Genomic DNA, 15159 nt, shown 5'->3' on the forward strand with positions numbered 1-15159 from the left:
GCTCTCTGCTATATTCCAAGACCGGAGATGCTTAATTTCGGTGATGTGATTGCTGCCTTCCGTTACACAGAGAACGTCGGCTTCCAAGATCAACAGAATTTCGGGGCTTATAACCTTCACATCCATTATATTGCGGCCTAGTATCCCTACCCCCCAGCTTCACATTCGGTCTGTTACCAGACAGGGTGTGGGGTTCAGTTCTGAGGTGGCGGCTAGCCTTTCCTCATGCTGGATTTGCACCAGCTGGCGACTACGAACTTTGCTCGGCGCGCCTGTGCGCTCTGTGGTTTCTTCATCCTTCTTCGAATGCCTGAGAAAAGCATATATTCTATATACAAGAACCCACTAATACAATAAAAGGGGAGGTAATTTGAAATATACTATATTAGCAACCACTCAGGGAACCCAATCGCATATAATCAGTATGGGAACAATGTCAAGCGAATCCCGTTTTGCGTGGTCCAAGTCACGAGAGCAGGAGTGGTGAATAGAATATAATATCACACCTGGGGTTTAATCATGACATTAAAAAGTTTCGGAAATAAGATCTGGTTCCTTCTAAAAGAAACTCTTAATGAATTTATAAGCGATGATGCAATAAAATTTTCAGCATCCTTATCATACTATACAATTTTTTCTTTACCGCCTTTACTGATCATTATTATTTATTTGGGTGGAATATTTGCAGGGGCTGAGGCAGTAAGGGGGGAAATTTTCGGACAGATTAACGGATTAGTAGGAAATGAAGCAGCCCTGCAAATCCAGGAAATGATTAAGAATGTAAAACTTTCGAACAATAATAGCTTTGCCGCTGTCATTGGAGTTATCACATTGTTTCTTGGCGCTACCGGGGTATTTGTAGAAATGCAGGGCTCCCTTAACATAATATGGGGATTAAAAGCCAAACCACACAGAGGATTAATGGTATTTATAAAACACCGGTTGATCTCTTTTTCAATTATCGCATCTATGGGATTCCTGCTCCTGGTCGGGCTGATAATAAATTCCTTAACCAGTATTCTTATAGAACGATTGAAATTTCTCTTTCCGGATATAGCCGTGTTCCTGTTTTATGCTTTGAATATTGGGATGTTGTTTATTTTCATTACTTTAATATTCACTGTTATATTTCGTATGTTACCTGATGGTAAGGTGAGCTATAAAGATGCAATTATCGGGGCAGCGTTTACCGCGTCATTATTTATGGTTGGAAAATCTGTAATTGGTGCATACATCGGAAGTTCTTCCACTGCATCCATTTACGGGGTTGCGGGTTCGTTAATTATCATCCTGCTATGGATTTATTATTCTGCTATCATACTTTACTTTGGCGCTGAATTTACAGAAGTGTATGCATCAGAATTCGGGTATAAAATAACTCCCAATGATTACGCTGTATATATTGATAGGAGAGAAAAAGAGATCGAACCTCAGGCTGCTAATGTTAATGTTAATATGCAGAATAAAAAATAGTTAATTCCAGATGAATGATCCTGCTATGCTATCAGTTAGTTTTTTATTATAGTGGTTCTTATTAAAACAATGATTATGCAAGATGCCTGAAAAGAAATCAAAAGCCCGGAAAAATAAAGTACCTATAAAACCGGATGAAGAAAGCACCTTCTCGATTGTTGGCATAGGCGCATCTGCAGGCGGGCTTGAGGCTTTAGAGAAAATTTTCATTAATATGCCGCATGATAGCGGTATGGCTTTTGTGATCGTTATGCACTTTGATCCCACAGCAAAGAGCGTAATGGCTGATATATTAATGAGATACACAAAAATGGAAGTATTCCAGGTTGAAGATGGGATGAAGGTTGAACCAAACCATGTGTATATCATTCCGCCTAACAAGGATATGGCAATACTGCACGGGACGCTGCACTTATACGAGCCCGTAGTGAGTAAAGGTATCAGGCATCCGATCGATTTCTTTTTCCGGTCTTTAGCAGATGACCGGAAAGAAAATGCCATCTGCATTATCCTCTCAGGAACAGGAACCGAAGGTACTCTGGGCTTAAAAGCCATAAAGGGTGAAGACGGCATGGTCATGGTACAGAGTATGGAGTCTGCTGCTTATGACGGCATGCCAGGAAGCGCTATAGCCACGGGACTTGTAGATTATATCCTACCGCCGGAAAAAATGCCTGAGCAGCTGGTAAGCTATGTAAAACAATTTTACACTAAGAAAATAACGAAACCTGAAAGGATCGTAACCGAACAAATTGCTAATTCCTTACAGAAAATAATAATCCTGATCCGAACCCAGACCGGAATTGATTTTTCCTCCTACAAGCAAAGTACTCTCATCCGCAGGATTGAGCGGCGGATGAGCCTCCATCAAATTGAAAACATATCAGACTATGTACATTATCTCCAGGAGAACCAGCCTGAAATCCGGATTCTCCACAAAGAATTTTTAATCGGGGTTACCAGTTTTTTCAGAGATCCTGCGGCTTTTGAAGTTCTTAAAGAAAAGATAATACCGGAAATATTAAAAGATAAAGGCCAAAACCAACCCGTGCGGGTCTGGGTTCCTGCCTGTTCAACAGGTGAAGAAGCCTACTCTGTAGCTATGGTTTTTAAGGAATATATGGACGAGATAAAAAGTGACTTCCATGTCCAGATTTTTGCAACGGATGTTGATCGGGAAGCAGTTGAAGAAGGCCGTTCCGGTGTTTACCCGGATAATATCACAGTCGATGTATCCCCTGAACGTTTAAATCGTTTTTGTATAAAAAATTCCGATGATACTTACAGTATAAAAAAAGAGATCCGGGAAATGGTTGTCTTTGCTCCTCAAAACGCCATCAGCGATCCACCTTTCCTCAGGTTGGACCTGATCTGTTGTAGAAACCTGTTGATATATCTGGTTCCTGAATCACAGAGAAAATTATTGCTCATTTTCCATTACTCTTTAAATCCGGGTGGATACCTTTTCCTTGGCAGTTCCGAGACAATAGGTGAATTCACAGAACTCTATTCCAGTGTCGATAAAAAATGGAGATTTTATAAACGCATAGGAGAGAGGGCACATTTACCTTTGATATCACATGGTACTGGTACTCTGGCCCCAATGGCTCCGTGGGAGGGCGCTAAAGCAGGTGAAACAAAAGCCAGGGCAATCAATATTGGCATAAAGATTGAAAAGATGCTGCTTGATACTTATACCCCGCCGTGCGCTATCATAAATGAAAAAGGCGATATTCTCTACATCCATGGCAGGACAGGTAAATATCTTGAGCCTGCCCCAGGGAATGTCCGTTTTAATGTCGTAGATATGGCGCGCGAGGGCTTAAGAACCGAGCTGAATATAGCCATTCATAGAGCTGTAGCGCAAAAAAAGGATGTTATCTTCCAGAACCTGAATGTAAAGACAAATGGCGATTTTCAAACCATTGATCTAAAGGTCAAACCTGTTAAAGAATCGACAATGCAGGGACTTATAATGGTTACTTTTGAGGATGTTCCATCTGCCAGGTCTCCCAGACCTGCCAGATCAACATATAGATCAAAACAAGCTAAAGAGCATATTGCAGATCTGGAAAATGAATTAAAGTCCACCAAAGAAAATCTCCAGGCCACGATAGAAGAACTTCAGGCATCCAATGAAGAACTCAAGTCAGCCAATGAGGAACTCATGTCTGCTAACGAGGAACTGCAAAGTACCAATGAAGAACTGAATGCATCAAAAGAGGAACTGCAATCGCTCAATGAGGAGCTGATAACGCTTAACGCGGAGCATCAGGCCAAACTCGAGGAACAGTCAAAAACCGTCAGTGACCTGAATAATGTGCTGGCAAGTACGGAGATTGCCACGCTCTTTCTGGATAATGATCTGCGAATCAAAGGATTTACTCCATCTGTCACCAAAGTAATTAACCTTATTAAAACTGATATCGGACGTCCTGTCAGTGACATAGTTTCCAATCTCGAATATAAAGACCTGCTTAGCGATATAAAGGGGGTGCTTGATACTCTGGTTTTGAAGGAAAAAGAATTGCAAGATAAAAAAGGGTTCTGGTATTTAACAAGAATCCTGCCCTATCGAACCGTAGATAATATCATCGATGGCGTTGTTATTACATTCATTGATATCACTGAGCGCAAGGAACTTCAACAGATGGAGAAGGATGCCCGGATATACGCCCAGAGCATCGTGAATACGGTGCAGGAATCCATCCTTGTGCTGGATAAAGATCTGCGGGTGATATCAGCTAATCCGTCTTTCTATGACACTTTTCAAGTTTCGCCGGAAGAAACCGAAAACAAATTCATTTACGACATAGGCAATGGTCGGTGGGACATTCCCCGCTTGAAAGAATTGCTGGAAGAGATTCTGCCCGGAAATTCCCATTTCAAAAATTTCAAGGTTGACAGTGTGTTCCCTGGGGGGAGAAAGGTAATGCTGCTTAATGCACGCCGCATCTATCAGGAAGGAGCAGGCACAGAGAGAATCCTCCTGGCCATTGAGGATATCACTGAACGCAAGATGATAGCAGACTGATGAATAATTAGTATTTAATAAATAATATATGCATGTGTAGGTTGGATAGACAAGAAGGAATATATAAATGACATTGAAAGGTGAGGATACAGCCGGGGAACAACTCCTATGTGAACTGGTAGAATTGCGCCAGAGGACGGCTGATCTGGAAAAATCAGAAACCCTGCGCAAGCAGGCAGAAAAAGAGTTGAGAGATCAGACTGTGGACTTGCAGGAGCTGCCGACCAGGGATATCCGGAGCCTGGTTCATGAGCTTCAGGTGCACCAGATAGAACTGGAGATGCAGAACGAGGAGCTTCGCAGGGCACAGAGCGAACTTGAAGAGTCACGCAACAGGTATTCTAACCTGTATGATTTCGCTCCGGTTGGTTATTTTACTTTTGATAAAAACGGGCTGGTTATGGAAGTAAACCTTACCGGCGCTAATATGTTAGGTGTAGAGAGAAGTTTTCTGATTAAAAAACTGTTTTCTCTCTATATGGATTTTAGCAGCAAAGATGTGTTTTATCTGCACCTTCGGAAGGTTTTTAGAGCCAATACCAGGCAAACTTGCGAAATTAAACTTGTGGATAAGAATAAGAATCGATTCGATGCTCAACTGGAGAGCCTGGCAGTACAGGATAGCAGCCAGTGTCGAACAGCGATAGTCAACATCACTGAGCGCAAACGCTCTGAGGAGAAAATACGAGAGCAGGCTACTCTTCTTGATAATGCACAGGAGGCTATAGGAGTCAGAAGCCTGGAAAACCGTCTCACCTACTGGAATAAAGGTGCACAGCGCCTGTATGGCTGGACAGCACAGGAAGCGATTGGCAAGAATCCCATTGAATTCCTGTTTAAAGATAAAGAAGAGCCGTCCCAGCTCATTGAAGCAAAAAGGATTGTGTTTGAGAAGGGAGAGTGGACTGGCGAGTTGCAACAGCTAACGAAAGACGGCAGGGAAGTGATTGTCGAAAGCCACTGGACTCTGATAGGTGATAGCGAAGGTAAACCAAAATCGATACTTGTAATCAACACCGATATCACTGAAAAGAAAAAATTAGAAGCGCAATTATTACGTGCACAGAGGATGGAAAGCATAGGCACGCTTGCAGGCGGCATAGCGCACGACCTTAACAATATGCTGACGCCGATCATGCTCTCCCTTCAGATGTTAAAAGAAAAATATACGGATCAACAGAGCCAGAGGTTGCTTACTATTCTTGAAAAAAACTCACAACGCGGAGCTGATTTAATAAAGCAAGTCCTTTCATTTTCGCGAGGTATCGAGGGTGAACGTAAATCTCTTCAGGTATCGGGCATCATATCTGAAATTGAGAAAATTGTAAAAGAGACCTTCCCAAGAAATATTGAGATGCGAAATGATATACCGGATGACCTCTGGACAATATCCGCAGATACCACACAATTGCACCAGGTCATAATGAACCTGTGCGTAAATGCACGCGATGCCATGCCGGATGGCGGTGTATTGAGTATCACAGCTTCGAATTTTTTTGTTGATAAGAACTATGCGCAGACGCATACTGATGCAAAAGTCGGTTCATACGTTGTCGTTACAGTCTCGGATACCGGAACCGGTATTCCCCCTAAAATAATGGACAGGATTTTTGAGCCGTTCTTCACCACAAAGGAGCATGGCAAAGGCACAGGTCTTGGTCTTTCAACGGCTCTTGCAATTGTGAAAAGCCATAGCGGATTCATTAATGTATACAGCGAACTCAGGAAAGGAACAGCATTCAGTATATATTTGCCTGCGATCAGAACCGAAATACATGAAGCAGCACAGCAGCAACTTGAATTGCTTGCAGGGAAAGGGGAATGGATCCTCGTTGCCGAAGATGAAGAATCAATTCGTGACGTTACTTTCTCAACACTGGAGATAAGTGGATATAAAGTGCTTATGGCTAACGATGGAGCAGAAGCAGTAGCATTGTATGCTCAAAATATAGATAAAGTCAAAATCATTCTTATGGATATGATGATGCCGATAATGGACGGCCAGGCAAGCATTCAAACGATCCGGAAAATTAATCATGATGTCAAAATTATTGCAGTCAGCGGATTAGCAGAAAAAGACAGGCTGAAGAACGTTGCAGACCTTACAAATGCTTTCCTGCCAAAACCTTACACTGCCCAGAAGCTGCTCAAAACCATACATGAGGTTTTAAACGCTAAATAGGGGACGGTTAACAAACTGCTGCATGACTCGATTTCAATTATAAAATATGTTTCAAATTTGCAGGGGGATTTTTGAGGAAACCTAATTAAAAATAAATCCGGTAAGGATAATCAACCACAGAGAGAATAATAAAAAGTCATAACTGGCGAAGTCAAGAATATAGAGCAGAGGGACTTTTCGGACTTCAGACAGGCTCTAAGAGAAAGAATTAAGCTGTATGATATACATAACATAATATACTTGCAAGCGGGGGTATAGTAATAGCTAATGGTTTCATCGCACGTTTTCAAACTCAGGACACATTGGATTTTGTTTGTGAACTGCTCAAGGAAAAATCAAGCCTTTTCAAATTGAGAAAATTCTTCAACCCGGATAATGTTCCATGCCGTTTTATTCTTGTTATTGAATGCAGAGAGAAAGATATGGTAGAATCCCTGGAAAATTATTTCTTACGATTATACCCGGGTAATGTCGACATTTCTCTCCTGAATGAGCATGAATCTGAAATTGATAAAATGAAGCCGATTTAGTGTATGCTCTTTTTACGGTACATGTGAAAATGTCAGAGCGTCAGATTAATATAATATGTAAAATCTATGCCTGATATAACAGGATACAAAGGTATTTATGATGGGATGAGGGAGGTAAACTGTCGCCTATTCTATGAGGAAAAACGGTGAAAAACGAAGATAAAACAAAGAGGCAGCTCGTAAACGATACCGAAAATATGCAAGAAATGTCAACTGAGGACGTTCAGAGCCTTGTTCATGAATTAAAAACGCATCAAATCGAACTGGAAATGCAAAATGGGGAGCTTCGCAGGGCACAAAATGAACTCGAAGCGTCACGTAACGAATATGCTGACCTGTATGATTTTGCACCCATTGGTTATTTTACTTTTGATAAAAACGGACTGATTTTAGATGTAAATCTTACAGGGGCTAATAAATTAGGTATAGAAAGGCAATTTTTGATTAAAAGACCATTTTCTCTTTATATCACTCCTGAAAGCAAGGATATATTTTATTTACACCTCAGACAGGTTTTCAGGACAAATATCAGACGGACTTGTGAAATCAAACTTGCAGGTAAGGATGGGATTCAATCCGATGCCCGGCTGGAAAGCATGTTAGTGCAGGATAGCGAAGGTAAATCCAGTCAATGCAGAACAGCAATAAGCGACATTACTGAGCACAAGCAGATTGATAAAGCATTGGAGGATAGCGAAGAGAGATACAGGGAACTTACTGAAAGCATAGGTGAAGTCTTTTATGCGATGGACAGGGATTTAAGATATACTTACTGGAATACTGCATCTGAAGCTCTTACAGGGATTCTGGCGAAGGATGCTATCGGAAAATCTCTCTTTGAGCTTTTCCCGGAGTTAAAAGAGACAAGGGCAGAGAAGTTTTACAGAAAAGTATTAAAAACACAGCAACCAGAGCGTTTCGTGAATAAGTATCGGGTTAAGGGCAAGGACCGCTTTTTTGAAATTAACGCCTATCCATCCAGGTTCGGTCTCTCTATTATCGCCAAGGATATCACCGAGCGCAAGAAGGCTGAGAAGCAAATACAGGAACAGGTGGCCCTTCTCGATAAAGCACGGGATGCTATTGGAGTACGGGACATGGAACACCGCCTCATCTACTGGAATAAAGGTGCACAGAGGCTGTATGGCTGGACAGCAGAGGAAGCCACTGGCAAAAATGCCGACAGGCTCATATATAAAGATAAAGAAGAAACATCCAGGCTCATTGAAGCAAAAAAGATCGTGCATGAGAAGGGAGAGTGGACTGGCGAACTGCATCAGGTAACGAAAGATGGTAAAGAAATTATTGTAGAAAGTCGCTGGACCTTGATGCATGATAGCGAAGGAAAACCAAAATCAATACTCGTCATAAACACGGACATCACAGAGAAGAAAAAGTTTGAATCGCAGTTATTGCGCGCCCAGAGGATAGAAAGCATTGGCACACTTGCCGGAGGTATTGCGCATGACCTTAACAATGTATTGACACCGATAACGCTATCTTTGCAAATGTTAAAACAAAAATTCAAAGACGAGCAGAGCCAGAGATTGCTTACTATTCTTGAAAATAACTCCCAGCGTGGGGCTAATTTAATAAAGCAAGTCCTGTCATTTGCACGGGGCGTCGAAGGTGAACGCATTCCTCTTGCTGCAAAACATGTTATCAGGGAAATTGAGAAAGTTTTAAAAGAAACATTTCCAAGATCAATCGATATACGAACCGATATACAGAAAGACCTCTTTACAATCTCAGGAGATGCTACGCAGCTGCACCAGGTTTTAATGAACCTGTGCGTGAACGCCCGTGATGCAATGCCAGACGGCGGAATATTGAGTATCACAGCTTCGAATTTCTTTATTGATAAGAACTATGCGCAGATGAACCATGACGCAAAAGTCGGTTCGTATATCGTTATCGTGGTCTCAGATACCGGAACCGGTATTCCTCCTGAAATAATGGATAGGGTTTTTGAGCCGTTTTTTACGACAAAGGAACATGGCAAAGGCACAGGTCTTGGTCTTTCAACGGCTCTTGCAGTTGTGAAAAGTCACGGCGGATTCATTAATATATATAGCGAGGTTGAAAGAGGAACAACGTTCAGGGTATATTTGCCTGCTATTAAAGCAGCCGAAACACAAAAAGTAGAAGAGCAACAGCGTGAATTGCCAGCTGGGAACGGGGAATTGATCCTCGTTGCTGAGGACGAAGGATCAATTCGTGAGATTATAAGCTCGACCCTGAAAGCATATGGATATAGAGTGCTTACAGCCAATGATGGTGCAGAGGCGGTAGCATTGCATGCTCAAAATAAAGATGAAATCAAACTTGTTCTTATAGATCTGATGATGCCAGTTATGGATGGTGAAGCAGGCATTCGGGCTATTCGTAAAATTAATCATGATGTCAAAATTATTGCAATTAGCGGATTAACAGAAAAAGATAGAATTGCGAAAGTCGCTGACTATACAAACGCTTTTTTGCCAAAGCCTTACACTGCCGAGAGATTGTTGAAAACCATACACGAGGTTTTGAGCGCAAAATAAGGAATCAGAAAGGATAAAGCTCATCTTCCCGCAGATTGCTGAATAACTTTTATTGAAGAAGTTAAATATATAGCCATCAGGTTAATATACGGCTATGTCTCATTGATGAGATAACAATTTACAGCCGGAAGGGAGATACCCGGACCACATTAAGATGCGCATAAGTCGGATAAATTGCTGTTATTTGGCATGGTGAGAAAAATGAAATTAGAAGAATCGAAAATCCAGAGAACGGAGGGACTGAAAAACACAGATCTATATAAATATCTTGCTGCGATATCAATTCCAGCCTTCATAGTCCTCCTCGCTATTTTGACCCCGTTTGACAATAGAGTACTTTCCGAGCCGCTCTGGTTACTCCCAATCCTGAACACAGTGTTCATCTTTGTAATATATCTCTCCGTGGCGTACATCTGTGCGAAGAGCTACCTGGCAAGCGGGTCACCGAGCATCTTCCTGCTTGGCTGCGGAATGCTGGCATTTGGCTCTGCATCTCTATTAGGCGGCTGGTTAATAGCTGCTCCGGGTGGGATAAATGTTAATGTGACATTAGTTAATGTTGGGGCTTTGTTCGGTTCGATTTTTCATCTTACAGGTGCGATGCTCACCTTAATGAGAATAAATGCAAAACCGGATTTAAAGCGCAGAAAGCGGAACCTGACGCTTGCTTATCCGGGAATACTGATATCAATAATATTGCTTACGATAGTGAGTTTTCAGGGCATTACCCCGCCGTTTTTCTTACAGGGAACCGGTCCTACTCCGCTAAGGCAGGTGGTGCTGGGAACTGCTGCGATGCTGTTTGCTATCTCTGCTTTTCTCTTCATGAGGCTCTACTTCCGGTTGAAAGAAATTTATCTATACTGGTATTTCCTGGCTTTGATGCTGGTCTCCATAAACTTATTCGCTGCGCTCTTTGTACATACTGTTGGCAGCCTTTTTAGCTGGGCCGTGAGACTGCCACTATACTTCGGCGGCATATACTTCCTCAACGCCATCTTTATTGCCAGAAGAACAGCACTCAACAGGGGAACATCGATAGAAGAAGCCGTAGCAAACTTTTTCCGCGAGCCTGATGAGAATTTTAGGGTCCTGATTGAAACGGCTAATGATGCTATAGTTTCCTTCGATAATGAGGGTAGAGTATTATTGTGGAATTCTGCGGCTGAGAAAATATTCAGTTATAATCGAAGTGAGGCTGTCGGCTCGATTTTTAGTGACTTGATAATTCCTGATAGCTATGCCGATATTCTGAAGAAGGAGATGAAGACTCTCACGGTAACAGGAAAGAGCACGCAAATTAGAAAAACAATAGAAATGGAGGCTAAGAGAAAAGATGGCAAAGTATTCCCGGTTGAATTCTCCATCTCAGCAAGAAAGACATCGAATGGGTGGATATACACCGGCATTATAAGGGACATCACCAGGCGCAAGCGGGCTGAGGAGGCGCTTCACAAAGCTCACAATGAGTTAGAACTGCGTGTACAGGAACGGACAGCAGAACTTAAAAAAGCCAATAAAGCATTGCTGGAGAGCGAAGCAAGCTACAGGGAGCTTACTGAAAGCATTGACGACCTATTCTATGCGATGGACGGAGATTTAAGATATACCTACTGGAATAAGGCATCTGAAGCTCTTATAGGGATTCTGGCGAAAGATGCTATTGGAAAATCTCTCTACAAGCTTTTCCCGGAGGTGAAGGGAACAAAAGTGGAGCAGACCTATATCGAAGCATTAAAAACACAGCAACCTCAGCGTATCGAGACTGAGTACCAGATTGGGGACAAGAAATTGATTTTTGAAATTAATGTCTATCCTTCTAAGGATGGTCTCTCGGTTATCACCAAAGATATTACCGAAAGGAAAATGTTTGAAACGCAATTATTACGAGCGCAGCGGATGGAAAGCATCGGTATTCTTGCAGGCGGTATAGCACATAATCTTAATAATATGCTGACGCCGATCATGCTATCCCTGCAAATGTTAAAACAAAAATTCAAAGACGAGCAGAGCCATAAATTGCTTACTATTCTTGAAAATAACTCACAGCGCAGTGCGGATTTAATAAAGCAGGTTCTATCGTTTTCAGGAGGTGTCGAGGGTGAACGCGCTCCTCTTGAGGCAAAACATCTTATAACTGAAATTGAGAAAGTCGCAAACGAAACATTTCCAAGAAATATTGAAATTAGAACTGATATACCAGAAAATCTCTTAACTATCTCAGGAGATGTCACACAACTGCACCAGGTTATAATGAACCTGTGCGTGAATGCCCGTGATGCTATGCCGGATGGCGGTATTTTGAATATCTCTGCTGAAAATTTTTTCATCGATGAAAGTTATACACGAATGCATATCGAAGCTAAAATCGGTTCTTACGTTATCATTGCAGTCTCAGATACCGGGATCGGTATTCCTCATGAGATACTTGATAGGATTTTTGAACCGTTCTTCACGACAAGGGAGTTTGGAAAAGGAACCGGGCTTGGTCTGTCAACGTCTCTTGCAATTGTAAAAAGCCATGGCGGGTTCATAAACGTGTACAGTGAGGTTGGAAAAGGAACGAAATTCAGCATATATTTGCCTGCTATTAAAACCAGAACAGAAATACAAAATGCACAGGAACAGAAGCTTGAATTGCTCTTCGGGCATGGAGAACTGGTTCTTATTGCCGAAGATGAAGATTCAGTTCGTGATGTCACTGTTTCGACATTGGAAAAGAATGGGTATATTGCGCTTGCAGCCAAGGATGGCGCGGATGCAGTAGTATTGTACGCTCAAAATAAGGATAAAGTCAAAGTCGTTCTTATGGATATGATGATGCCGATAATGGATGGCCAGGCGAGTATCCGGGCGATCCGTAAAATTAACTATGAAGTCAAGATTATCGCAGTTAGCGGATTAACAGAGAAAGATAGACTTAAAAACGTTGCAGATTATACAAACTCTTTTTTGCCAAAGCCTTATACTGCCGAGATATTGCTAAAAACCATACACGAGGTTTTAAGTGCGAAATAGGGAGAACTACTGTTAACAAATTGATTTATGATCCAAGTAACGACCAGTCACTTATTCTGGCGATGGAAGACGAAGCGCGGTGGATGATAAATAACAACCTGACGACGGAGAAAAATGTACCCGATTTCCTGGACTACATCTACGAGGATGAACTCAAGTCTATAAAACCTGAAGCGGTAAATATCATACGGTAAAATGAGAAGTTATGAAAATCAGAATCAATCCTGGAGTAAAACCATGAACAAAAATGCAACTGTAATGGCTATCATCATTGCGATAGCGCTGGTGGGATTCAGCCTATGGTATTTCACAAATCCCCAGGACGCATATACAGGGAAGATGGAATCAATCAACTTAGGGACCGTGCCAACTGCATCCTCTGCTCTTATTTATGTCGCGCAGGATCAGCAATTTTTCTTGGCCAATGGCCTTAATGTCAATATTAAGGATTACGATACCGGCGCGGCGTCACTCGATGCGTTGTTGAAGGATGATACGACTCTTTCGTGGGCGGCAGAATTCCCATTCGTCAAAAAAGTGCTTGCCAAAAAAGATATCAGTGTTTTCGTCGTTGTAGATAGATTTGATGAGGATTATCTCTTCGGTCGCAAAGATCGCGGAATTAACACAACTGCCGACCTTAAAGGGAAAAAAATAGGTATTCCCCTTAATACGATAATAGAATTTTATCTGGGTAGATTCCTTGAACTGCATAACATGACCATGCAAGACGTAACCGTCATTGATGTCCCGGCGCAAGAATCCGTTGACGCCATCGTAAGCGGAAGAGTGGACGGAGTCATAGTCTGGGAACCTTATGGCAGTCAAATAAGGGTGCAAATGGCTGATAGGATAGTTGCTTTTCCGGTACAAAGTAACCAGCCGGGATATGGGACTATCATCGGCAGGAACGACTGGATAGGCGGGCATCCGGAAATTGTTAGCCGTTTCTTAAAGTCCCTGGCTCAGGCAGAGGACTATTTAACCCATAATCCTGCGCAAGCCAAGGCCATTTTGCGAAAGCAGTTAAATTATGATGATGCTATTACAGAAACAATCTGGCCTCAACACCAGTTCTCCATCTCCCTTGACCAATCTTTCATTCTCGCGATGGAAGATGAAGCACGGTGGATGATAAAGAACAACCTTACCACCGAAAAGGCTGCTCCCAATTTCCTGGATTATATATATGCGGATGGACTGGAGGCGATAAAGCCCGAATCGGTGAACATCATCCGTGGAGGTAAGAAACAGTGAAAATCAGCATCGAGAGGGAGTAAACATATGAAAAATGCTATTGTAATGGCTGTCGTCGTTGCGATAGCGCTGGCAGGATTTGGCGTATGGTATTTCGTGAATTTCCCGGCCACCTATTCAGGAACATCCGAGCCAATTACCATCGGGAACCTGCCCTCTGAATATGCCGCACTTATATATATCGCCGAAGATCAGGGTTATTTTTCCAGGAATAGTCTTAATGTGACCATAAAGGATTATGACACAGGGATGGCCGCAGTCAATGGAATGGAAAACGGTGAAGTGGATATTTCGGTAACATCCGAATACCCCGTTATCGTGGAAGCGTTAAAAAAAGAAAATATTAGTGTGATCGGAAGCATAGATAAGTATCAGACGATATATCTTGTCGGCCGGAAGGACAGAGGAATTGAAAATATTTCAGACCTGAAGGGTAAAAAGATAGGTTTTAGATGGCGGGGTCAATCTGAATTCTATCTTGGCAGGTTCTTCGATCTGCATGGAATGAATCTGCAGAACGTAACTATCGTGAATATGTTAAACTCACAGTCTCCTGATGCTCTTGTAAATGGCAGTGTCGACGCTGCCACAGTCCGGCTTGTCGATGTCAATCAAGTTGAAGAACGATTGGGCAATAATATGGTGATCTGGCCTATACAGGAAAATCAGGCATCCTATGTGATCATGACAAGCAGGAATGACTGGATCTCCAGTCATCAGGAACAGATAGACAAGCTCCTGAAATCACTTGACCAGGCCGAGGAATATATAATAGAGCATCCAGATGAAGCGAAGGCGACCATACAAATAAGGATGAATTACACCGATGCGTATATGGCGACTACGTGGCTTAACAATCAATTTTCGCTCACGCTTGACCGGTCGCTCATGATCGCTATGAACGATGAAGGCAGGTGGATAATCAATAATAACCTCACCAGCGAAAAGACCTTACCCTACTTCAGGGATTACATCTACACAAAGAGCATGGAGGAAGTGAAGCCGGAAGCAGTGAATATCAGGTGAAAGAGGATAAATGAAAATCAGGACACAACTTATCATCAGCATGGTTTTCTTCAGTATAGCCCTGCTTATCATCTCTGCATCGATGATTACCACAAA

At 42.2% G+C, this 15159-nt stretch carries 9 protein-coding genes; all 9 read left to right on the forward strand.

Annotated elements, in window-relative coordinates:
• The first annotated feature begins 519 nt into the window (after nt 1–519).
• Nucleotides 520–1473, forward strand: a complete 954-nt coding sequence (locus CL181_RS09225; protein ID WP_097299020.1) for a YihY/virulence factor BrkB family protein — start codon at nt 520–522, stop codon at nt 1471–1473.
• Nucleotides 1474–1555: 82 nt separating this feature from the next.
• On the forward strand, nt 1556–4507 hold the full coding sequence (locus tag CL181_RS09230; protein WP_097299021.1) for a chemotaxis protein CheB: 2952 nt from the start codon (nt 1556–1558) through the stop codon (nt 4505–4507).
• A gap of 67 nt (nt 4508–4574) precedes the next feature.
• Entirely contained in the window at nt 4575–6689 is a 2115-nt protein-coding gene (locus tag CL181_RS09235; RefSeq protein ID WP_097299022.1) for a PAS domain-containing sensor histidine kinase, read from the forward strand.
• A gap of 302 nt (nt 6690–6991) precedes the next feature.
• Nucleotides 6992–7219 (forward strand): hypothetical protein, encoded by a 228-nt coding sequence (locus CL181_RS09240; protein WP_097299023.1) that lies wholly within the window; start codon nt 6992–6994, stop codon nt 7217–7219.
• Nucleotides 7220–7365: 146 nt separating this feature from the next.
• Entirely contained in the window at nt 7366–9762 is a 2397-nt protein-coding gene (locus CL181_RS09245; protein WP_097299024.1) for a PAS domain-containing sensor histidine kinase, read from the forward strand.
• A gap of 201 nt (nt 9763–9963) precedes the next feature.
• On the forward strand, nt 9964–12780 hold the full coding sequence (locus tag CL181_RS09250; RefSeq protein ID WP_176505136.1) for a PAS domain S-box protein: 2817 nt from the start codon (nt 9964–9966) through the stop codon (nt 12778–12780).
• A gap of 20 nt (nt 12781–12800) precedes the next feature.
• Nucleotides 12801–12974 carry a hypothetical protein gene (locus tag CL181_RS20280; RefSeq protein ID WP_176505137.1) on the forward strand — a complete coding sequence of 58 codons (174 nt, stop codon included), beginning with the start codon at nt 12801–12803 and terminating at the stop codon, nt 12972–12974.
• A gap of 43 nt (nt 12975–13017) precedes the next feature.
• The gene (locus CL181_RS09255; RefSeq protein WP_176505138.1) at nt 13018–14037 is read left to right on the forward strand and encodes an ABC transporter substrate-binding protein; all 1020 of its coding nucleotides are present in this window, start codon (nt 13018–13020) and stop codon (nt 14035–14037) included.
• Between the two features lie 27 nt (nt 14038–14064).
• A complete protein-coding gene (locus CL181_RS09260) occupies nt 14065–15063 on the forward strand; it encodes an ABC transporter substrate-binding protein (RefSeq protein WP_097299027.1) in 999 nt (332 codons plus the stop codon).
• The last annotated feature ends 96 nt before the right edge of the window (nt 15064–15159 follow it).

It is taken from the genome of Candidatus Methanoperedens sp. BLZ2, assembly GCF_002487355.1.
GTDB lineage: Archaea > Halobacteriota > Methanosarcinia > Methanosarcinales > Methanoperedenaceae > Methanoperedens.

Coding starts and splice junctions, on each gene's coding strand:
- CL181_RS09230 (WP_097299021.1), top strand. CDS start 1,556: ATGCCTGAAAAGAAATCAAAAGCCCGGAAAAATAAAGTACCTATAAAA.
- CL181_RS09250 (WP_176505136.1), top strand. CDS start 9,964: ATGAAATTAGAAGAATCGAAAATCCAGAGAACGGAGGGACTGAAAAAC.
- CL181_RS09255 (WP_176505138.1), top strand. CDS start 13,018: ATGAACAAAAATGCAACTGTAATGGCTATCATCATTGCGATAGCGCTG.
- CL181_RS09225 (WP_097299020.1), top strand. CDS start 520: ATGACATTAAAAAGTTTCGGAAATAAGATCTGGTTCCTTCTAAAAGAA.
- CL181_RS09260 (WP_097299027.1), top strand. CDS start 14,065: ATGAAAAATGCTATTGTAATGGCTGTCGTCGTTGCGATAGCGCTGGCA.
- CL181_RS09235 (WP_097299022.1), top strand. CDS start 4,575: ATGACATTGAAAGGTGAGGATACAGCCGGGGAACAACTCCTATGTGAA.